Here is a 21497-nt window from a genome sequence, read left to right as displayed (position 1 = left end):
CACAAATCGAAATTTGCCGATTCAACCCGCAGATTTCTTCCCGGTTATTTCAGTCGAGGTGCATCATGTCAGTCGCAGCCAAGCTCCATGTCGGTATGTCGCTGGCCCCAACCTGGCTCAGCGGCGAGGCGTGGCGGCGCGCGGACAGCGATATAGATGGGGTGTTTTCCAGCGATTATTTCGTCGATCTTGCCCAGCGCGCCGAGGCGGCGCATGTGGATTTCGTGTTCCGGCCCGATACGCTTTTTCTGCGCACCGAGGGGCTGGAAACCGGCGGCGGATTTGCCAGCATGGACCCGACAATGCTTCTCGCCGCAATCGCCCGGGAGACCAATCGCGTCGGTCTGTTATCCACCGTTTCGACGACCTTTCTGCCGCCCTATGTGGTTGCCCGCCAGATTCAGTCGCTGAACTGGCTGAGCAACGGCCGGGCGGGGTGGAACATCGTTACGGCGCTGGAGGGCCACGAAAATTTCGGTCTGAGAGAGATGCCGTCGCCGCAGGAGCGCTATGAACGCGCCGCGGAATTCACACACGTGGTGCGGCAGCTCTGGGCAAGTTTTCCGAACGAGGCGTTGAAGCTCGACAGGGAAAGCGGACGTTTTGCCGATTCCTCGCTGGTGCGGCCGGTTGCTCATGAAGGGCCGCACTTCAGCGTCAAAGGCCCGCTCAACCTGCCGGCCCATGCCAGCCGCATTCCGCTGGTGCAGGCCGGTGCTTCTCCCGAGGGCCGCGATTTCGCTTCGTCGGTGGCGGATGCGGTTTTTGCCTCGACGCCGGATATGCAGGCCGCCATCGAACTCAGGGCGGATCTGCGCCGCAGGGCCGAGGGGCATGGCCGAAAGCCGGATGGGGTGAAGCTGATGCCGGGCCTCAGCCTCTATCTGGCGGAGACCGGCAAGGAGGCCCAAGACCTCTTTGCGGAGACCCATGCCCGCGCCAACCGTGCCCGTGCCTTTGCCTCCATCCGCGACATGACAGGCCTAGATCTCTCTGACTGGCCGCTCACGCGGATCGTCACCGCCTCGGATTTGCCATCGCCGCCTGAAACACCCAGAAGCCGCACCCATGCCAATCTGCTCCGCCGGTTGATCGAGCGGGAAACGTTAAGCGTCGGGGACCTGCTGCAACGACCGGAAGTGATGGGGTCAGGCCACTGGCAGATCATCGGCACCGTCGAGGATGCTTTTGAAACCATTCGGGAATGGGCGCAGGCGGGTGCGATAGACGGTTTTGTCGCGGTGCCCGGCGGGTCTGTCGCTTCGATGCGGCTGGTATTGGAGCGGTTGCTTCCCAGGCTTGCCGATGCCGGGCTTTTTCGCACCGGCTATTCCGGCCGCACCTTCGTGGAGCATCTGGCGGAATAGTTTACGATCCGCCGGATTCGCCCGTCGCCTTTGTCGCCGCTTCGAGCAGTCGCGAAAAATGTCCTTCGGCCTCGGCGGTCGCCAGGAAGGATACGGTGGTGACGACACAACAGATTTCGCGCTGGGCGTCGAAAACCGGGGCCGCCTTGCCCGTCAGGGCGGAAAACAGGTGTTCGTTGAGTTCCGCACCGCCTGTTTCGCGGATGGTGTTGAGAACCTTCGCCTCGGGGCGTGCGCCGCGAAAGGCGGCCGGCTGCAATTTGCGAACGGCGGCAATTCTATCCGGCGGCAGGTAAGCCTGAAAAACCAGCCCGCAGGCGCTGTTGTCCAGCGGCAGAACATCACCGAGCGCCACGGTACTGATGGAGAAGCTGGCGCTCCTGTGCCATTGAACCACGGTCGGGCCGCGATCGGTCCAGATCGCCACGCCACAGCTGGCGCCGATCTGCGAGGCCAGATTTTTCATCTGGCGACCGGCAGTCTCGACCGGATTGATTCGTCTCAGCGCGCTGATGCCTATTCCCAGTGCCGCCGGCCCGAGATCGTAGCAACCGCTTGCGGGATCCTGCGTCACCAGTCCTTCCCGCACCAGGCTCTGCATATAACGGTGCGCGGTCGAACGGCCGGTGCCAGCGCGTTTGGACAGTTCGCCGAGCGCGAGTGCCGTTTCCGATTTTGCAAGAAGATCGAGAAAACGCGCCGCGATCGACACGGATTGAATGAGCGCCGAACGCTTCTCGCCCTCGTTCTCAGGAAGGTCATCGGCATCGTCATCCATGGCGTTCAAACAGATTCCCTCATTTTTGGACTGAACATGCCTAACGCATCGGCTCGAGAACCGGAATTGATTTCTGGCAGGAAAACAGGCCGTTGCGACGCTTTGCCAATCGTGATGCAGACGGGTGGTCGATAAATTTTGTTGTAAATATGGCACATCCCGTTACGGAACCCCGATTGTCCGCAATGCAGAACGTATTCTCTATTGCGAAACAGATAACGCTTCCGTTACTTGAATATGACTTTAATACTCATGTTTATTTAGGGGTGTGTTATGGGGTTTCGCTCTAACGGTCGTTTGATGAACGGAGTCAGCGTTCTGACGCTGGCGACGCTGTTTGTAACGCCGGTCCTGGGTCAGGATCAGCAGGCTGAGACAGCGGGGACGACCGTTCTCAAACCGATCGTCGTGACCGGTGAAAAAGTGGCGCGCGATATGAGGAATACGGCGTCGTCCGTTTCGGTCATATCCAGCGAGAAAATCAAAAAGGAAAAGACCGGCGACCCGACCGTTTCGGATGCGATCAAGGATATTCCGAACGTCGTTTACACCGACAATGTCAGCGCCCCGATCATTCGCGGACAGGACACGCAGGGGCCGAATACGGGTTCAATCGCCTTCTTCACCGGCACGGTGCCGCGCGCCACGATCAATGTCGACGGTCATTATCTCGGTTATAACGAGTTCATCTATGGCGCGACCTCCATCTGGGATGTCGACAGCATCGAGGTCTTCCGCGGTCCGCAGACCACCTCACAGGGCGCGAACGCTATTGCCGGCGCCATCCTCGTCAATACCAAAGACCCGACGTTTACGCCGGAAGCGAGCTATCAGGCCGAGATCGGCAATTATCACCAGAAGCGGGGTTCCTTCGCCTTTTCCGGTCCGCTGATCGAAGACGAACTGGCGGCGCGCATGGCGATCGACTATTCCGGTCGTGACACCTTCATCGATTATATCAATTCCGCTTTTGCCCATGACGGTACGGACCAGAACTTCAAGGAGTTCAACGGTCGTTTCAAGCTTCTGTGGGAACCTTCGGAAATCCCCGGTCTTTCGACCAAGCTCACCTATTCCTATAACGCCTCCAACCGGCCTAGCCAGGAAGCGGCGTCGCGTCCTTTCGAGGACCTGAACCACATCACCAACACGATGCCGAGCTTCAGCCAGTATACCAATACCGGCATTCTCGACATCAACTATGATTTCGAGAATGGTGTGAAACTGTTCAACCAGACGCAGTTTTCCTCGTCCATCGCCAAGCGCAGGGTCGGTATTGCCAATACCGGCGATGCCGATATCGACCTGAAGAACACCTCCCACGAAACCCGTGTGACCTTCGGTGATCAGGAGGATGTGTTGAGCGGCGTAGCGGGTATCTTCTACGCGCATACGAAAGCCGATGAAGTGCTTTATCTGCGCGGAACATCGCGCTTCAACGACACCAAGGACAATCTCGGTCTCTTCAGCGAACTGAGCTATCGCCTGACCGATCAATGGACCCTGACGGGTGGTCTGCGCTACCAGCAGGACCAGATTCAGCGCAGCGGTTACAGAACGCTGAGCGCCACAAGCAGAAGTTCGGTCAACTATGACGAGACTTTCTCTGAAATTCTGCCGAAGGCCTCGCTCGCTTATGCCGTGAATGATGACTGGACTGTGGGCGGTTTGATCAGCCGTGGTTATAATCCCGGCGGTGTTGCATTTGACCTGACGACCAGCAAATGGCGGACCTTCGACAAGGAAACCATCTGGAACTATGAGCTCTTCACCCGCGCCAGCCTGCTGGATGATACGCTGACGATCAACGGCAACCTGTTCTACATGGACATGAAGGATGCGCAGTTCAACATGCCGATCGTCGTGTCCACCGGCATCAGCGAATCCTACACCGTCAATGCTGAAGAGGCCCATGCCTACGGCCTGGAAATCGGCGCGGATTATCAGGTTCTCGACAATCTGACGCTCAAAGCCAGCGCCGGTTTGCTGAAGACGAAAATCGACGAGATTTCCAGCAATTCCGCCTATCTCGGCAAGGAATTCGCCAAGTCACCCGGTTACAGCTTCACCATCGGCGCGAGCTGGGACGTGACGGACAAGTTCACCGTCTCGGGGCAGGTACGCCATCTCGACGGTTATTATTCCGACACGGATAACAAGGCCGTCTATGCGATCGAGCCCTATACGATCGCGGATGTGCGGGCGAGCTACAAGTTCCAGGAGGAGCTTGAATTCTACGCTTACGTCAAGAACGTCTTCGACGAGCGTGCGCCGACACTGATGAAGGAAAATCGCGGTATTGGCGGCATCGAGGCCAGCATGACCGAACCGCGCATGTTCGGCATCGGTGTTCGCGGCACCTTCTGAGCCACCGGGCGAACCAGAAAGACAAAAAGGCCTTCGAAGCTGTCTTCGAAGGCCTTTTTCTTATTGGGAATGATGGGGCAACGCCTCAGAAAAACGCCTGAATGCCGGTTTGCGCCCGGCCGAGGATCAGCGCGTGAACGTCATGCGTGCCTTCGTAGGTATTCACCGTTTCAAGGTTCTGGGCGTGGCGCATGACGTGATATTCGATCTGGATGCCGTTGCCGCCATGCATGTCGCGGGCCTGGCGGGCGATATCCAGCGCCTTGCCGCAATTGTTGCGCTTGATGATGGAGATCATTTCCGGCGCCATCCTGTGCTCGTCCATCAGGCGGCCGACGCGCAGCGATGCCTGAAGGCCGAGCGCGATTTCAGTCTGCATGTCGGCGAGCTTCTTCTGGTAAAGCTGCATGCCGGCCAGCGGTTTGCCGAACTGCTTGCGGTCGAGACCATATTGCAGGGCGCGGAACCAGCAATCTTCGGCCGCGCCCATCACACCCCAGGAAATGCCATAACGGGCGCGGTTGAGGCAACCAAACGGGCCTTTCAGGCCGGAAACATTGGGAAGAAGCGCGTCTTCCCCGACTTCGACGCCATCCATGACGATCTCGCCGGTAATCGAGGCGCGCAGCGAAAGCTTGCCGCCGATCTTGGGGGCGGAAAGGCCCTTCATGCCCTTTTCCAGCACGAAACCCCTGATCTGGTTGTCATGGGCTTCCGATTTGGCCCAGACGACGAAGACATCGGCGATCGGCGCGTTGGAAATCCACATCTTCGAGCCGCGCAGGCGATAGCCGCCGGCGATCTTTTCAGCGCGCGTCTTCATGCCGCCGGGATCGGAACCGGCATCCGGCTCGGTCAGCCCGAAACAGCCAATAAGCTCACCCGAGACGAGGCCGGGCAGGTATTTCTTCTTCTGCTCATCTGAGCCATAGGCGAAGATCGGGTGGATGACGAGCGAGGACTGCACGCTCATCATCGAGCGATAACCGCTATCGATGCGCTCCACCTCGCGGGCGACGAGACCGTAGGCGACGTAGCTCGCATTGGCCGCGCCGTATTCTTCCGGCAGGGTGACGCCGAGCAGGCCGGTGCGGCCCATCAGGCGGAACAGTTCTGGCTCGGTGGTTTCGGAAAGATAGGCCTCGGACACGCGCGGCATGAGTTCGGATTTGCCGAAGGCGGCGGCGGCATCGCGGATCATCCGCTCGTCGTCGGTCAGTTGGTCTTCGAGCAGGAAAGGGTCCTGCCAATTGAATGCTGCGCGTTCGCTCACTTTATGCCTCCGGATTTGCTGGCCGGATTATTCGTGTTAGCCCCTGATCGCACAAGCCATGTTTACTCATTTTTGCATTACATATAGTAATGGCTGATGACGTCTCTCAGCCGCAAACTCCTGCCCTCCACCAGCGCGCTTGCCGCCTTCGATTCCGTTGCCCGGCTCGGCAGCTTTTCCGCTGCCGCCGATGAGTTGGCCCTGACGCAAGGGGCGATCAGCCGGCAGGTTATGTCACTGGAAGAACAGCTTGGCGTGCGGCTGTTCGAGCGTGGCGCGCGCGGCGTGGCGTTGACGGCGGAGGGGCAATCTTATGCGAAATCGATTGCCGCGGCGCTGGGCGAAATACGCTCCGCGTCGCTGCAGATCATGACCAAAACGCATGGCAATACGCTGAACCTTGCCATGCTGCCCACTTTTGGCACCCGCTGGCTGCTGCCGCGTATCCCGGATTTCGTGTCCAGCCACCCGGAAATCACCATCAATTTCGCCACCCGCATCGGGCAATTCGACTTCGAGCGCGAGCAGCTTGATATGGCGATCCATATCGGTCAGGCGGACTGGCCGGGAGCGGAATGCACTTTTCTCATGAATGAGATGGTTGCCCCGGTTTGCAGCCCCGAATTTCTCCGGGCCAATCCGGTGCTGAAAGCAGACGATATTGCCGGCCTGCCGCTGTTGCACATGGCCTCCCGTCCGGGCGCATGGGGCCACTGGTTCGAAAGCCTCGGCCTGTCGCTTGCCCTGCCGCAGGGCATGCGGTTCGAGCAGTTTTCCAGCGTGGCGCAGGCCTGCATCGCCGGGCTGGGCGTGGCGCTGATGCCGCTTTTCCTGATCGACAACGAACTGAAATCCCGGCAATTGGTGAAGGCCTTCGATCACCAGGCTAAAAGCCCAAGCTCTTATTACGCGGTGGCGCCGCTTTCGCGCGCCAATCATGTTCCGGTCGTGCTGTTTCGCGACTGGCTGGTGCGGCAGGTGGAGGCCTATCGTGCGGCGAATGGCTCGCCGCTGCAAAAATAACCGCACTTTTTTCGGGCATTTATGTCTTTTGCCCAGCTTTTCGCCCATTTTGCCGCCCGCTGGACTCGACAGGGCGGTTTCGCTCGACTATCTTGATTAAACGTTTAATCAGCCCTTTCGGTCCATCATGGCGTCTTCACGGCCTGCCACCAATCTGAGCGCGATAGCAGCGGCACTCGGCGTGTCGGTGGCAACCGTGTCCAATGCGCTGTCGGGCAAGGGCCGCGTCTCGCCGGAACTGGTGGAGCGTATCCGCAAGACTGCAAGCGAACTGGGTTATGTGCCGAGTTCGGCGGGCAGGGCGCTTCGCACCGGCAAAAGCGGCGTTCTCGGGCTGGTTCTGCCCGATATTGCCAATCCTCTCTTTCCGCAGATCGCGCAGGCCATCGAAAAGGCGGCGGTGACTGCCGGTTACGGCGTGCTGATCGCCGACTCCCGCGGTGAGATCGCCATGCAGACGGATGCCATCAACCGGCTGATCGAGCGCGGCGTGGATGGAATGGTTATCGTTCCCCGCCGCGGCACGCGCATTACCGATGTCGATTGTCCCGTCGCGGTGATCGACAGCCCCTCGACCCCCGGAAACACTGTGGCCGCTGACCACTGGGATGGCGGTCGGCAGGTGGGCGAATATCTGGCGGGGCTTGGCCATCGCAAGGTGGTGCTGGTGGGCAGGAGCCGCGATTCCAACGTGCAGAATGACCGCCTTGGCGGCATTCGCGATGGTCTCGGCAAGGCCTGTGACACACAGACGCTGTGGATAGACGCCATCGAAAAGGCCGGCGGGGCGGGCTGCCGACTTGGGCTTGCCGACAGGGTTGCTGCGGGGTTCACCGCCTTTGCCGCCGTTTCCGATCTCCACGCATTGCGCGCACTCACCGAATTGCAGCGCGAGGGCATCGACGTGCCGGAAGAGGCCAGTGTCACCGGCTTCGATGATCTCATTTTTTCAGCCGTGGTCACCCCGCCACTGACGACGATGCGCATGAATATGGGCCGTATCGCCGATCTGGCGGTCGAGGCGCTGCTGCGCGCCATCGACGGCGCGGGTGAAAACGGCGTCGCCATCGATGTCACGGCAGAAATCTCGAAAGTACCGATGGCGCTGATCATGCGCGGCTCCACCGGCAAAGCAAAGCATGATGCGATTGAAGCCAAAAAAATCACAGCAGGAGAACTCACACCATGAAAAAGATCATTCTTGCATCGGGCGCTGCCCTGATGCTGACGATGGGAGCCGCTGAGGCGCAGGACAAGACGCTGACGATCTCGGTCTACGCCTTCGCGCAGGACGAATTCAAGGAACTGGTCTATACGCCGTTTGAGCAGAAATGCGGCTGCAAGCTGGTGGTCGAGACCGGCAACAGCGTCGAGCGTCTGGCCAAGATGGAGGCCAACAAGGCCAATCCGGTGGTCGATCTTGCCATCGTCTCCATGGCGGATGCGCTTTCCGCCACCCGCAAGGACCTGATCCAGAAGATCGACGCCGCCAAGGTGCCGAACATCGAAAACCTCTATGACATCGCCAAGGACCCGAATGGCGACGGTATGAGCGTCGGCGTCAATTTCTATGCCACGTCAATCGTTTACCGCACCGACAAGATGAAGATCGATAGCTGGGCCGATCTCCTGAAGGACGGCATCGTCGACCACGTCGCCTTCCCGAACGTCACCACCAATCAGGGCCCGCCGGCGCTTTACATGCTGGGCAAGGCCATCGGCAAGGACACGCCGGATCTTGCCGGCGCCATCGAAGCGGTCGGCGAAAAGAAGGACGAGATCGTCACTTTCTACGTCAAATCCTCGCAGCTGGTGCAGCTGATGCAGCAGGAAGAAATCTGGGCAGCGCCGATTGGCCGTTTCTCCTGGGCGCCCTTCACCAAGCTCGATCTGCCGCTTGCCTGGGCCACGCCCAAGGAAGGACAGACCGGCGGCATGAACGTGCTCGTGGTGCCGAAGGGCACGAAGAACGAGGAACTGGCGCTGCAATTCATGGATTTCTGGCTCTCGATCGACGTGCAGAAGGCGCTGGCCGAAAAGCTGGTGGACAGCCCGACCAATAAAGAGGTCAAGGTTTCCGACGAGGTGGCGAACAACATCACCTATGGCGATGAAACCGCACGCAGCCTGCAGCTCATTCCGTCCGACGTGACGCTTGATAACCGCGACAAGTGGTTGTCGGAGTGGAACTCCAAGGTCGGGCAATAGGCCAAAATAGTCGAATTCAGTCAGGAACGGGGTGATTTTCAGCGTCCGCAAGGGCTCGCTCCGTTTCAGGAAAAGCGGTTTGGTCGTCCCCTGACCGCTTTTCCAACCTTTTAAAGCCGCAAGCTGGTATTCCGGCTTCAAGCGTAACCGGCCACGGGCCGTTCAGGGAATAAACCAATGTTTCAGAACCGGGCCGAAGCGCTGGCGCTTGCCTTGCCCGCCGCGATTTTCGCGGCGGCGGTTTTTCTTGTGCCGGTCTTCATGCTTCTGTCGGAAGGTTTCCGCACCACTGACGGCTGGACAGTGTCAGCTTACGCCGATTTCTTTTTCGATCCGCTGAACCGGACGGTCTTCCTGCGCACCCTGAAGCTCGGCGCGCTCGTCACCGTCGTTTCGGCTGTGGTGGGGTATGCGGCGGCTTTCGCCATCATCAACCTGTCGCAGGGGGCGAAGGGCCATGTGGTCAATCTCGTCGTACTGCCGCTGATGATTTCGCCGGTTGCCCGCACCTATGCCTGGATCGTCATTCTCGGCAGAACCGGCATCGTTAACCAGGCGCTGCAGGCGGTGGGCCTGAGCGATGCGCCGATCCGCATCCTGTTTTCCGAAACGGCTGTTTTTATCGGCCTTCTGCAACTGTTCCTGCCGTTGATGATCATCTCGCTCATCAGTGCGCTGGAAAACATGCCGAAGGATACCATCGCCGCCGCCCGCGTGCTCGGCGCCAACTGGTTTCAGGTGTTCTGGAAGGTCATCCTGCCGCTCACCAAGGAAGGGCTGGTCGTCGGCGGCACGCTGGTCTTCACCGGTTCGCTGACGGCCTATATTACGCCCGCCATTCTCGGCGGCTCGAAGGTGCTGATGCTGGAAACACTGCTTTATCAGCAGGTCACAGTCTCCAACAACTTCGTTGCCGCCAGCGTCATCGCCTTCATCCTGATCGTCATGAGCTTTGCCGCCAATATCCTGCTGAAGCGCATCGCCACCGCAAGGAACAAGAAATGACCCGGCAGCTCTTCATTCCGCTCACGCTTCTTCTCGTTGTCGGTTTCCTCATCGGGCCGTTCCTCATCATCGTTGCGGCCTCGTTTTCGGCCGGCGATACGCTTGCCTTTCCGCCGCAGGGCTTTTCGCTGAAGTGGATCGCCAAGGTCTTCACGGTCGAAAGCTTCCGCGAAAGCTTTGCGATGTCGATGTTCCTCGCCATTGGCGGCACGTTCACGGCGCTGATCCTTGGCATTCCGGCCTCCTACGCCATGTCACGCTACAAGCTGCCTTTCGCTGAGACGGTACGCACCATCGTTTCCGCGCCGATTATCGTGCCTGGTATCATCGTCGGTCTGGCGCTGCTGCGATATTTCGTCGTGCCTTTCGGCATTGGCATCACGCTTGCCCTGTTTCTCGCCCACACAGCGCTCATCCTGCCCTATGCGGTGCGGGTGGTGTCTGCCAGCCTCAATAATCTACGCTCGGATATAGAGGAAGCGGCGGTGCTGCTCGGCTCGTCGCGGCTCGGCTCGTTTTTCCGGGTGGTGCTGCCGAATATTCGCGGCGGTATCCTGTCGGCCTTCATTCTCGGTTTCGTGACGAGTTTCAATCAGGTGCCGGTGTCACTGTTCCTGTCGGGTCCGGGCGTGCGCACGCTGCCGATCGACATGCTGGGTTACATGGAAATCGTCTTTGATCCTTCCGTTGCCGCCCTTTCTTCGCTGCTCGCCTTCCTTTCCATCGGCATCGTTTTCATGGCCGAACGTTTTCTGGGGTTCTCCCGTTATGTCTGACGCAAATTATCTTTCGCTCAACAAAGTCTCGCTCGCTTATGGCAACAGCATCGCCGTCAAGGATCTCGATCTTGATATCCGCAAGGGTGAGCTTCTGGCCTTGCTGGGGCCTTCCGGCTGTGGCAAGACCACGACGATGCGCGCCATTGCCGGGTTGATGCCGGTGGCGGGCGGGCGCATCGATCTCGATGGCGTCGATATTACCCGGGTCGCGGCCAACAAGCGCGCCGTCGGGCTGGTGTTCCAGTCCTATGCGCTGTTCCCGCATCTGACGGTGTATGAAAACGTTGCGTTCGGCCTGAAACTCAAGGGCATGAGCGGCAAGACGCTGGATGACAAGGTTGCCTCCGGCCTGAAATCGGTCGGGCTATCCAGCTTCGCTTCGCGCAAGCCGGCGGAGCTTTCCGGCGGCCAGCAGCAGCGTGTGGCGCTGGCGCGCTCCATGGTCATGGAGCCGAAGGTGCTGCTGCTTGACGAGCCCCTGTCCAATCTCGATGCGCGCCTGCGGCTTGAAATGCGCACCGAATTGCAGCGTGTGCAGAAGGAAACCGGCGTGACGATGATCTTCGTCACCCATGACCAGATCGAGGCCCTGGCGCTGGCCGACCGCATTGTCGTCATGAAGGGCGGCAAGATTGAGCAGATCGGCACGCCGGAAGAGATCTATAACGCCCCGGTTTCGTCTTTCGTGGCGGATTTCGTCGGTTTCGAAAACATCTTCGCGCTGGAAGGCGGCGCGCTGAAAACCGCCAACGGCACAACACCGCTTCCCGGACCAGTCCGTTCAGCATCTGGACTGGCCTGGCGGCCGCGCATGGTTACCCTCGGTTCAGGTCCGTTCCAGGGAACCGTGCGCGGTACATCCTTTGCCGGCAACAGCCGCGAATATCTGCTCGATACGCCGCTCGGGCTCATCAAGGCGGAAACCGATGCGACGCTTGCCGCGCATGTCATCGGCGATACGCTTGCCTTCGACCTGCCGGTCGAAAAGGCGGCGAGCCTCAAGGTGTTCAACTGATCATGGGTGTATGGATCGATACCGATATGGGCTTCGACGACATTGCCGCCATCATGGTGGTGCAGTCGTCCGACCTTGCCATAGACGGCATTTCGCTGGTCTTCGGCAATGCGACGCTGGAAGCGGTCTGCGGCAATGCCGCAGGCGCTGTTGCCGCCTTCGGCTGGTCCATGCCGATCCATCAGGGCCGCGCCAAGCCCGTGCTCGGTGCGCTCGAAACCGCCCAGTCGATTCTCGGCGACAGCGGCATCCCGACCGTCGGCCAAAGCCTGCCGGATGCGCCGGCCTTGCCGAGAAGCAATGCCTTTACCGCCCTGTGCAACTGGCTGGAGGGCGAAGGCGAAAAACGCATCCTCGCGCTCGGACCACTCACCAATATCGCCGCGCTTTGCCTTGCCCGACCTGATCTTGCCGCCCGGATTTCCGACCTCACCTGGATGGGGGGCGGTCTGACCAGCGGCAACCACACCGCATCGGCCGAATTCAACGCCTTTGCCGATCCGGAGGCGCTGGCCATCGTGCTGTCCCACGGCCTGCCGCTGCGTATGGTCGATCTCGACGCCTGCCGCAAGGTTAAAGCCTCTCCGGCCGATGTGCTGCCGATCCGCGATGCCGGCGGCGAAAATGCCGGGCTGATTGCCGATCTTCTGGAGGGCTTCATCGGCATTGCCACCAGCCGCGGCAGGGCGGCCATGGCGCTTTATGACCCCGTCGCTGCCGTTGCCTTTACGTCCGGTCTGATTGGCTGGCGGCAGGCGCGGATCGATGTCGAGCTTCATTCCGCCTTGACCCGAGGGAGAACGGTGGTTGAGACGCGTGCCGACAAGGTGGAATCCTTCAATGCGCATTTTGCCGAAACCGTTGATGCTGAAGGTGCAAAGGCTGCCGTTCTCGAGGCGTTACGCCGGGAGGCTGCCCGATGAGCGCCAAATCCCCGGTAGGCGAACCTGATGATCTCACCAACGACACCCTGCGCGCCCGCGCCGTTGCTGCAGCGCGGGGAGACCAGCCCTTCGATATTCTCATCACCGGCGGAACGCTGGTGGATGTGGTGACCGGCGAGCTGCGCGCCGCCGATATCGGCATCGTTGGCTCGCTGATCGCCAGCGTCCATGAACCCGCTAGTCGCAGCGACGCTGCAAGCATCATCGATGCGGCCGGAGCCTATGTCGCGCCGGGCTTGATCGACACACACATGCATATCGAAAGCTCGATGGTCACGCCGGCCGCCTATGCGGCAGCGGTGGTCGCCCGCGGTGTCACCACCATCGTCTGGGACCCGCATGAATTCGGCAATGTCCATGGCGTCGATGGTGTCCGCTGGGCGGCGAAGGCAATCGAAAATCTGCCCCTGCGCGCCATTCTGCTGGCGCCTTCCTGCGTTCCTTCTGCACCGGGACTGGAACGCGGTGGTGCGGACTTCGACGCTACCATTCTCGCCGATATCCTGTCATGGCCGCAGGTTGGTGGCGTTGCGGAAATCATGAACATGCGCGGCGTCGTCGAGCGCGATCCGCGCATGAGCGGTATCGTGCAGGCCGGGCTTGTCTCGGGCAAACTGGTCTGCGGCCATGCCCGCGGCCTGAAAGATGCCGATCTCAACGCCTTCATGGCGGCGGGCGTCTCCTCTGACCACGAACTGGTGTCGGGGCAAGATCTGATGGAAAAGCTGCGGGCGGGGCTGACCATCGAGCTGCGCGGTTCGCATGATCATCTGCTGCCGGAATTCGTGGAAGCGCTGAATGCGCTTGGCCATCTGCCGCAGACGGTAACGCTCTGTACCGACGATGTTTTCCCGGATGATCTGTTGCGAGGCGGCGGGCTGGATGATGTGGTGCGCCAGCTTGTGCGTTACGGTCTCAAGCCTGAATGGGCGCTGCGCGCCGCCACGCTGAATGCCGCACAAAGGCTCGGCCGTGCCGATCTCGGCCTCATCGCCGCCGGCCGCCGCGCCGATCTCGTCGTTTTCGAGGATTTGAGCGACTTCGCGGCCCGCCAGGTGATCTCGAATGGCAGGGCTGTCGCTGAAGGCGGCCGCATGCTTGAGGATGTTCCCGCCTGCGACGCAACCGCGCTCGAAGGCTCGATGAAACTGCCGCTTCGTGAGCCCGATGATTTCCGGATCACATCCGAAGGCACGAAGATACGCCTCGCCACCATCGACCGCCCGCGCTTCACCCAATGGGGAGAAACGGAGGCTGCGGTAAAAGACGGTTTCGTCATTCCGCCCCAGGGCGTGACGATGATTTCCGTCACCCATCGCCACGGCAAGGCCGAGCCCGTCACCAGAACCGGCTTTCTCACCGGCTGGGGAACATGGAACGGTGCCTTCGCGACCACCGTCTCGCATGACAGCCACAACCTCACCGTCTTCGGTGGCAATGCGGAAGACATGGCGCTGGCCGCCAACGCGGTGATAAAGGCGGGCGGCGGCATGGCCGTCGCCTCAGAAGGCAGGGTTACCGCGCTGCTCCCGCTGCCGCTTTCCGGTCTCGTTTCCTCAGCGCCGCTTGAAGACGTGGCAAAGGCTTTCGAAGAATTGCGCGCTGCCGTCGGCAAGGTGGTGGAATGGCAACCGCCCTATCTGGTCTTCAAGGCCTGTTTCGGCGCCACGCTCGCCTGCAATATCGGCCCGCACCAGACGGATATGGGTATTGCCGATGTTTTGACGGGAAGGGTGATGGAGAGCCCGGTGATTGCGGTGGTGGGGTGAACGCCGGGCATTCCCGGCGTGCTTTTTTCTCATTCCAGTAAATGGAGTGGGCTATACCGAAAGCGTATTGCCCACCTCATTTTCGGCCCAGTCATGCGCCCAGCTGGCGCGTGAGCAATAACCCCGACTGCCATCCTCGCCGAAAAACACGCCGGCCCAGAGCGGTGTCGCATCGTCCGTCAGAACCCAGCCGCCGGAATCGCCCTGTGTCGGCACGGGGGTAACGAGATGCCCCAGAGCACCGCCGATCGGCAGGCTCGGCTGTGGCCGAAGTTCGATCTGGTCGCGAAAACAATAGGTCGACGTGCCGTCGGTGAAAGCGTAGCTGATGGCCAGCGAGCCGAGCTTGCATTTATAGACGCCGCTTTTACCTCTCAGCGTCACATTCTGCCCCGGCGTCAGGCTGGCGGCCACCCCGCCCAATGATGACGATGACGATGCCGGTGCGGCGCTCAGCTCGATCAGCGAAAAATCGAACATGTTCACAGGCGGATCGTTGCCGGGGTAGGGGGTGGGCATCGGTAGCGCCACCGGATCGCAGACCGTCCTTGCCGGCAGAGGGTGGAGCTTCGTGTGGTATTTGGCAGTGCCGATCCGGCTTCCCGACGCATCGAAAATATCGTCGCCGCTTTGGGCGACATGAGCGCAGGTCATACCATATTTTTTGTTGCTGAGACTGTCCGTCAGCGTTCCGCCATAGGTGCCGGATGCGCCCGCATTGGTGGTGATCTCATCGCCCGCCGCAAAGGCAAGCCTTGCCCTCGGGCGCTCTTGGATACGCGCGTAGGCAGGGCTTTGGTTGATAAGGGTGGTCAAGTTGCGCAAGGCCGCCAGGTTATCGTCTTCTTCCGCTGTGGTGGGGTTTTTTACCGGCGTCTTCAATGGTCCGTAGACGATTGTCATCATGACCGGGCCGCTTTTCTCGGGGTGTGGAATTGCGTTCCACAGGGAAACCTTGCGCGTGAGGTCGCGGCGTCTGTATCCCTGATAGGGAAGCTGAAGCGGCCAATAGGGAAGAGAGAAGGGCGCACCCCACCGGTCGTGCAAGGGGCTTTGGTCGAGCAGATAGTCATAGAAGTAGCGTTCGTTGTCCGGCACCACACCGTCTTCCAGATCGTAAAGCAGCATCCACACCGGATCCACATCGAGTGTGAAGCCGTGGACGATGGGGATTTCCGAGGCCTGGCGCGCGAGTTGCGTCATGGCTTCGGAAGCGTCGAAATAGCCGCGCAGTTCCTCATAGGTCGGCATTGGCGCTTACTCCGGTTTGGGTTCGAAAAACCCCGCGACGAAGGTGAAGATCGGCGCGAGCAGGCCGGCCGCGAAAACGCTGTACCAGCCATGCACGAGAAACACCGAGCCGCTCAGCGTATAGGCCCAGAGCACGAAGGCGATGGTGGAAATGCTGGCGTTCAAAAGCCACGGCTGGCCCGGCAGTTTGCGACGGTGAAGATAGATCGGTGTGCCGACGATGCCGAGGCCCAGAATGATCCAGCTGACGATCACTGCCTGCATGGGAACGACACTATCCGCCGTCAGCAAGCTCAGTCCATAGTGGGAATTGACCATTTTATCGACCGCGACGTAAAGGGCGACCGATTCCGCCGGAATATATTTGATAAGGCGATCGCGATAATCGTCAGGCGGCAGGTTTTTCAACGATTTGGCGCCGGCCAGACGTCCGATGATCGCACTTTGTGGCACAACAAGTCTCACCATGACGCTTGCCTGCTTAAAATTGTTGAACCAAAACAAAGTAATAAATGTGAATATTTTTTGAATGTATACTATGGGAAGCGAAGAGTCTATTGCGTATGGGTGTATATTTTGTTGAATATAGGCGATGACAGAGTATTCATCTGCGCCGCAGCGTGAGGCAAGGGCTGTCGTGTGAAAATCTCACATCTGAAAGCCGTTCCGGGCTTGGACCGGAACGGTCTTATTCATTCCACTGCCAGGTCCTGCTCGACCAGTGTCGCCCAAAAGGCCACACCCGGCACGATGGCCATGTCGTTGAAGTCGTAGGAAGTATTGTGGTGCAGGGCGCCATCCACCGCAGGACCGTTGCCGAGCCAGACGTAGCAGCCGGGGGCTTCACCCGCGAAGAAGGCGAAGTCGTCGCCGGCGGTCGAGGGTGGGAAGGCGGTGCGGGCTTTGGTGCCGAACACTGTTTTTGCGGCCCTCAGCGCCCGTTTTGTCGCTTCCGTCTCGTTGATGACGGGGGGGATGCGGCGGATGAATTCATAATGTGCCTCGATGCCGAACATCGCTGCCGTGCCTTTGGCGAGCCTGCCGATTTCCGCTTCCAGCTGGTCGCGCACCTCAGGTGCATAGGCGCGCGCCGTGCCGCCGATTTCGACGAGATCGGGAATGACGTTGAGTGCCTTGGGGTCACCCGCCTGCACCGAACAGGCGCTGACCACGGCGGGCTGCAGCGGATCGATCACACGGCCGACGATCGTTTGCAGCGAGGCGAGGAAGGTGCCTGCCGCCGTTATCGGGTCACGGCCGAGATGTGGCTTGGCGCCATGGGTGCCGATACCCTTGAAGGTCACGCGCCAGCTGTCGGAAGAGGCAAGCTGCGGGCCTTCCACCACCGCCATTTCGTCGATGGCTAAGCCCGGCATATTGTGCAGGCCGTAAACGGCATCGCAGGGGAACAGCGAGAAAAGCCCGTCCTCCACCATTTTCTTCGCACCACCACGGCCTTCTTCGGCCGGCTGGAAGATGAAATGCACGGTGCCGGAAAAATCACGGGTCTTTGCAAGATAGCGCGCAGCACCCAGCAGCATGGCGGTGTGGCCATCATGGCCGCACGCATGCATCTTGCCGGGAAATTTCGATTTATAGGGCCTGTCGGGCACTTCCGGCATGGCAAGCGCATCCATATCGGCACGCAGGCCGATGCTGCGGGTGCCGTTGCCCACCTGCAGGGTGCCGACGACGCCGGTGCCGCCAAGACCGCGATGCACCTTCAGCCCGGCCCGTTCCAGAAGATCGGCGACGATGGCGCTGGTTCTCTCCTCTTCGAAGCCCAGTTCCGGATGCGCGTGCAGATCGTGGCGAAGCTCCGTCAGGAATGGCAGGTCTTCACCGATCCGGTCCAGCAGTCTCATGGGCAGCTTGTCCTTGAATATGGGAAAAACCCGCGTCATAGGTGGGTTTGTCCGAATGCCTGTTGCTTTGTTCCCTTCTAGCTGAAAAAGCCAATGAAATGAACCCGCCGCATGTCTGCGGTTATTGAATTCTGAATATGCCGAACGGGCTGAAAACCGCTGCCGCGCGTCGCCGTCCTGTTCCTGAAAGAAGATGAAAGATGCCGCCATCCACATCATCGCCCGCAGCGCCACACGAATTCTGGCAGGATATTCATCCGCCTCGTGCCTTCGAAACGGCCGGCCCGCATTCGGCATTCTTTCCGGCGGAACTGGATGACGACAGGCAGATCTGCCTGCCGATAAGGCCGCTGGCGGACGGTGAGCATGCGCTCGCCTCGCTCATCGTCAATCAGGCTTCTTTCCATGTGCTGGAGGCGCTGGCGGCTGACCTTGCCCAAAAGCTTGCTCCCTTCGAGCCCGATGTCGTCATCGGCCTGCCGACGCTGGGGCTGACGCTCGCCGCCGCCGTTGCCCGCCATCTTGGCCATTCCCGCTACGTACCGCTCGGCACCTCGCGCAAATTCTGGTATCTCGAGGAACTGTCGGTGCCGATGTCTTCCATCACTACCAAACAGGAAAAGCGGCTTTATATCGATCCGCGTATGCTGCCGCTGATCGAAGGCAGGCGGGTGGCGCTGGTGGATGATGTCATCTCCAGCGGCAGTTCCATCATTGCGGGTCTGTCGCTTCTCGCCTCGTCGGGCATCCGGCCGGTGGCGATCGGCGCAGCCATGCTGCAATCGGACCGTTGGCGGGAAAAAATTGCCGCTTTCGGGCCGGAATGGCCGGAGCGGGTGAGGGGTGTTTTCACCACGCCGTTGCTGAAAAAAGCCGAAGGTGGCTGGCGGGCTTGACGTTGCGCAAATTCCTGAAAAACGCAAGTGGTGATAATTTCATCATTGCCTAATTTGCGTCTTGCGAAGCCGCGAGAGATCGTCCTAAGATCACCTCCGACAGATTATAGCGCTCGGCGAAAAACGCGCCGGTTTGCTTTCGTTCGGTGTCATTCCGGCGTCTGCCCGCCCCCTTTGGTTTTGCCGCTTACTGGAATTTCTTAACATGCATGCAGTGTTCGACGGTCATAATGATGTGCTGCTTCGGTTGTGGCGCAACAGCAAGGCCGGCGCCGATCCGGTTGCGGAATTCAAAAACGGTACGCGCGAAGGGCATATCGATGGTCCTCGCGCGAGGGCCGGCGGTCTTGGCGGCGGAATCTGCGCCATCTACATCCCCTCTGGCGACCTTATTTTGCAGGAGCCGGACGAAAGCGGGCACTACGACACGCCGCTCGCCGCGCCGCTGGAACGCTTGCCTTCGCTCGATATCGCCATGGAGAAGGCGGCAATTGCGCTGAGGCTCGATCGCGCCGGCGCCTGGCGGCTTTGCCGTTCCACGGCCGATATCCGCAAGGCCTTTGCCGAGGATGTTTTCGCCGCCGTGCTGCACATGGAAGGCTGCGAGGCGATCGGTGCCGATCTCGATGCGCTCGAGGTATTTTACGCCGCCGGCCTGCGCTCGTTGGGTCCGGTCTGGAGCCGGCATAATGTTTTCGGCCACGGCGTTCCCTTTTCCTACCCCATGTCGCCCGATACTGCGCCCGGCCTCACCGATGCCGGTTTCGCGCTGGTGAAGGAATGCAACCGGCTCGGTATTCTGATCGATCTCGCGCATATCACCGAAAAAGGCTTCTGGGATGTGGCCAGGACCACCAACCAGCCGCTGATCGCCAGCCATTCCAACGCGCATGCGCTTACCCCCGTTGCTCGCAATCTCACCGACCGCCAGATGGACGCCATCAAGGAGAGCCATGGTCTGGTCGGTCTCAACTATGCCGTGACGATGCTGCGGGCCGATGCGCGTGACATTGCCGACACGCCGCTTTCCGACATGGTGCGCCATATCGACTACATGGTGGAGCGCATGGGCATCGACTGCGTGGCGCTCGGATCGGATTTCGACGGCGCAACCGTACCTGTCGGAATAGCCGATGCGAGCGGCAACCACAATCTGGTTGCGGCGCTGAAATCGGCGGGCTACGGTGATGGAGAACTTGCTAAAATATGCCGGGAAAACTGGCTGCGTGTTTTGTCCGAGGCCTGGCACGAGCCGGCCTGAAGACACCACTAAAAGCGAATGAAATCAATCTTATAACAAAAGGGGAGATCCTATGATCAAATCGCTCAACAAATCCATGCGTATCCTCAGCACCAGCGCCGCTCTGTCGCTGATGATGCTGTCTGCGCCGCACGCTTTTGCGGCCACTCCGGCCGATACGCTGGTCGAAGGTTTCGCCATCGACGACATCATCTCGCTTGATCCGGGTGAGGCTTTCGAGCTTTCCGCAGCGGAAGTCACCGGCAACACCTATAGCAAGCTGGTTTCCATCGATCTCAACGACACCTCCAAGGTCATTGGCGATCTGGCCGAGAGCTGGACGACCTCCGAGGATGGCCTGACCTACACCTTCAAGCTGAAATCCGGCCTGAAATTCGCCTCCGGCAACCCGATCACCGCTGACGATGTGGCGTTCTCGTTCGAACGCGCCGTCAAGCTCGACAAGTCGCCGGCATTCCTGCTGACGCAGTTCGGCCTCAAGGGCGACAACGTTAATGAAAAGGCCAAGGCTGCGGACGCAAACACCTTCGTGCTGACGGTCGACAAGCCCTATGCGCCGAGCTTCGTGCTGAACGTGCTTACCGCGACCGTTGCTGCCGTGGTGGACAAGAAGCTGGTGACCGAAAAGGCGAAATCGGTAACCCCGACCGCCGAATACAAATACGACACCGATTTCGGCAATGCTTTCCTGAAGACCGGTTATGCCGGTTCTGGCCCCTACAAGATCCTTGGCTGGAAGGCCAACGAGTCCGTCGCTCTGGAAGTAAACCCGAATTATTACGGCGAAAAGCCGAAGCTGAAGCGCGTTGTCTATCGCCACATGAAGGAAAGCTCCGGCCAGCGTCTGGCGCTTGAAAACGGCGATATCGATATCGCCCGCAATCTTGAGCCAGGCGATATGGATGCCGTTTCCAAGAAGGACGGCCTTGCCGTCACTTCCGCGCCGAAGGGCACCGTCTATTATTTCAGCCTCAACCAGAAGAATGAGAACCTGAAGAAGCCTGAGGTCATCGAGGCCTTCAAATATCTCGTCGATTATGACGCGATCGGCGCGACCCTGATCAAGGGCATCGGCGAAGTCCACCAGACCTTCCTGCCGAAGGGCCAGCTTGGCGCGCTTAACGAGAACCCCTACAAGCTCGACATCGCCAAGGCCAAGGAACTTCTCGCCAAGGCCGGCCTGAAGGACGGCTTCACCGTAACCATGGATGTGCGCAACACGCAGCCGGTGACGGGCATTGCCGAAAGCGTGCAGCAGACGCTGGCGCAGGCCGGCATCAAGCTCGAAATCATTCCGGGTGACGGCAAGCAGACGCTGACCAAATACCGCGCCCGCACGCATGACATCTATATCGGCCAGTGGGGTTCGGACTATTTCGATCCGAATTCGAATGCCGAAACCTTCACCATCAACTACGACAATTCCGATGAAGGCAAGAACAAGACGCTCGCATGGCGCAATGCCTGGGACGTTCCTGACCTGACCAAGGAAACGCAGTCGGCGCTTCTGGAAAAGGACACCGCCATGCGTGCCGCCATTTATGAAAACCTGCAGAAGGAAGTTCTGGCGAAGGGTCCTTTCGTCATCATCTTCCAGCAGACGGAAGTGGCCGGTTACTCGAACAAGCTCAAGGGCCTGAAGCTTGGACCGAGCTTCGACACCAACTTCGTTTCGCCCATCTCCAAGGAATGATCC

Annotated in this window: 18 protein-coding genes; 13 read left to right on the top strand and 5 right to left on the bottom strand. The window is 59.8% G+C overall.

The features are described from left to right. The first annotated feature begins 65 nt into the window (after positions 1-65). A complete protein-coding gene (locus DXT96_RS18190; protein ID WP_153515834.1) occupies positions 66-1367 on the top strand; it encodes an NtaA/DmoA family FMN-dependent monooxygenase in 1302 nt (433 codons plus the stop codon). Position 1368: 1 nt separating this feature from the next. On the opposite strand, the gene DXT96_RS18185 is transcribed toward DXT96_RS18190, so the two are convergent. Next, complete coding sequence (locus tag DXT96_RS18185) at positions 1369-2145, bottom strand: IclR family transcriptional regulator (protein WP_153515990.1); 777 nt, start codon at positions 2143-2145, stop codon at positions 1369-1371. Between the two features lie 300 nt (positions 2146-2445). Here DXT96_RS18185 and DXT96_RS18180 point away from each other — a divergent pair, with 300 nt between their 5' ends. Beyond that, positions 2446-4512, top strand: a complete 2067-nt coding sequence (locus tag DXT96_RS18180; RefSeq protein ID WP_153515833.1) for a TonB-dependent receptor — start codon at positions 2446-2448, stop codon at positions 4510-4512. 85 nt (positions 4513-4597) lie between these two features. Here the strand turns inward: DXT96_RS18180 and DXT96_RS18175 are convergent, their stop codons facing one another. After that, a complete protein-coding gene (locus tag DXT96_RS18175; protein ID WP_111817865.1) occupies positions 4598-5785 on the bottom strand; it encodes an acyl-CoA dehydrogenase in 1188 nt (395 codons plus the stop codon). Between the two features lie 96 nt (positions 5786-5881). Here DXT96_RS18175 and DXT96_RS18170 point away from each other — a divergent pair, with 96 nt between their 5' ends. The 8 genes from DXT96_RS18170 (at position 5882) to DXT96_RS18135 (ending at position 14528) form a co-directional block, all read left to right on the top strand. Beyond that, on the top strand, positions 5882-6808 hold the full coding sequence (locus DXT96_RS18170; RefSeq protein ID WP_153515832.1) for a LysR family transcriptional regulator: 927 nt from the start codon (positions 5882-5884) through the stop codon (positions 6806-6808). 127 nt (positions 6809-6935) lie between these two features. Then, on the top strand, positions 6936-7997 hold the full coding sequence (locus DXT96_RS18165) for a LacI family DNA-binding transcriptional regulator (protein WP_153515831.1): 1062 nt from the start codon (positions 6936-6938) through the stop codon (positions 7995-7997). Next, positions 7994-9016 (top strand): ABC transporter substrate-binding protein, encoded by a 1023-nt coding sequence (locus DXT96_RS18160; RefSeq protein WP_153515830.1) that lies wholly within the window; start codon positions 7994-7996, stop codon positions 9014-9016. The genes DXT96_RS18165 and DXT96_RS18160 overlap by 4 nt, the downstream gene beginning before the upstream one ends. 177 nt (positions 9017-9193) lie before the next feature. Beyond that, positions 9194-10021, top strand: coding sequence for an ABC transporter permease (locus DXT96_RS18155; RefSeq protein WP_153515829.1), 828 nt, complete (start codon positions 9194-9196; stop codon positions 10019-10021). Then, the gene (locus DXT96_RS18150; protein ID WP_153515828.1) at positions 10018-10797 is read left to right on the top strand and encodes an ABC transporter permease; all 780 of its coding nucleotides are present in this window, start codon (positions 10018-10020) and stop codon (positions 10795-10797) included. Before DXT96_RS18155 ends, DXT96_RS18150 begins: the two co-directional genes overlap by 4 nt. Continuing rightward, positions 10790-11815, top strand: a complete 1026-nt coding sequence (locus DXT96_RS18145; protein WP_153515827.1) for an ABC transporter ATP-binding protein — start codon at positions 10790-10792, stop codon at positions 11813-11815. Before DXT96_RS18150 ends, DXT96_RS18145 begins: the two co-directional genes overlap by 8 nt. 2 nt (positions 11816-11817) lie before the next feature. After that, the gene (locus tag DXT96_RS18140; protein ID WP_153515826.1) at positions 11818-12738 is read left to right on the top strand and encodes a nucleoside hydrolase; all 921 of its coding nucleotides are present in this window, start codon (positions 11818-11820) and stop codon (positions 12736-12738) included. After that, positions 12735-14528 carry an adenine deaminase gene (locus tag DXT96_RS18135; RefSeq protein ID WP_153515825.1) on the top strand — a complete coding sequence of 598 codons (1794 nt, stop codon included), beginning with the start codon at positions 12735-12737 and terminating at the stop codon, positions 14526-14528. Before DXT96_RS18140 ends, DXT96_RS18135 begins: the two co-directional genes overlap by 4 nt. Before the next feature lie 51 nt (positions 14529-14579). On the opposite strand, the gene DXT96_RS18130 is transcribed toward DXT96_RS18135, so the two are convergent. The 3 genes from DXT96_RS18130 to DXT96_RS18120 all read right to left on the bottom strand — a co-directional run bounded on the left by DXT96_RS18130 (position 14580) and on the right by DXT96_RS18120 (position 17644). Next, positions 14580-15779, bottom strand: coding sequence for a hypothetical protein (locus DXT96_RS18130; protein WP_153515824.1), 1200 nt, complete (start codon positions 15777-15779; stop codon positions 14580-14582). A 6-nt stretch (positions 15780-15785) separates the two neighbouring features. Further along, complete coding sequence (locus tag DXT96_RS18125; RefSeq protein WP_153515823.1) at positions 15786-16247, bottom strand: hypothetical protein; 462 nt, start codon at positions 16245-16247, stop codon at positions 15786-15788. A 224-nt stretch (positions 16248-16471) separates the two neighbouring features. Beyond that, positions 16472-17644 carry a M20 aminoacylase family protein gene (locus DXT96_RS18120; RefSeq protein WP_194287672.1) on the bottom strand — a complete coding sequence of 391 codons (1173 nt, stop codon included), beginning with the start codon at positions 17642-17644 and terminating at the stop codon, positions 16472-16474. Positions 17645-17844: 200 nt separating this feature from the next. Between DXT96_RS18120 and DXT96_RS18115 the strand changes: the two genes are divergently transcribed. The 3 genes from DXT96_RS18115 (at position 17845) to DXT96_RS18105 (ending at position 21494) form a co-directional block, all read left to right on the top strand. Beyond that, positions 17845-18540 carry a phosphoribosyltransferase gene (locus tag DXT96_RS18115; RefSeq protein ID WP_149900876.1) on the top strand — a complete coding sequence of 232 codons (696 nt, stop codon included), beginning with the start codon at positions 17845-17847 and terminating at the stop codon, positions 18538-18540. A gap of 205 nt (positions 18541-18745) precedes the next feature. After that, on the top strand, positions 18746-19801 hold the full coding sequence (locus tag DXT96_RS18110; RefSeq protein WP_153515821.1) for a dipeptidase: 1056 nt from the start codon (positions 18746-18748) through the stop codon (positions 19799-19801). 52 nt (positions 19802-19853) lie between these two features. Further along, the gene (locus DXT96_RS18105; RefSeq protein WP_153515820.1) at positions 19854-21494 is read left to right on the top strand and encodes an ABC transporter substrate-binding protein; all 1641 of its coding nucleotides are present in this window, start codon (positions 19854-19856) and stop codon (positions 21492-21494) included. Positions 21495-21497 lie beyond the last annotated feature (3 nt).

The sequence above is a fragment of the Agrobacterium sp. ICMP 6402 genome (assembly GCF_009498615.1).
GTDB lineage: Bacteria > Pseudomonadota > Alphaproteobacteria > Rhizobiales > Rhizobiaceae > Agrobacterium > Agrobacterium burrii.
This window is presented reverse-complemented; position numbering and strand designations above follow the sequence as displayed.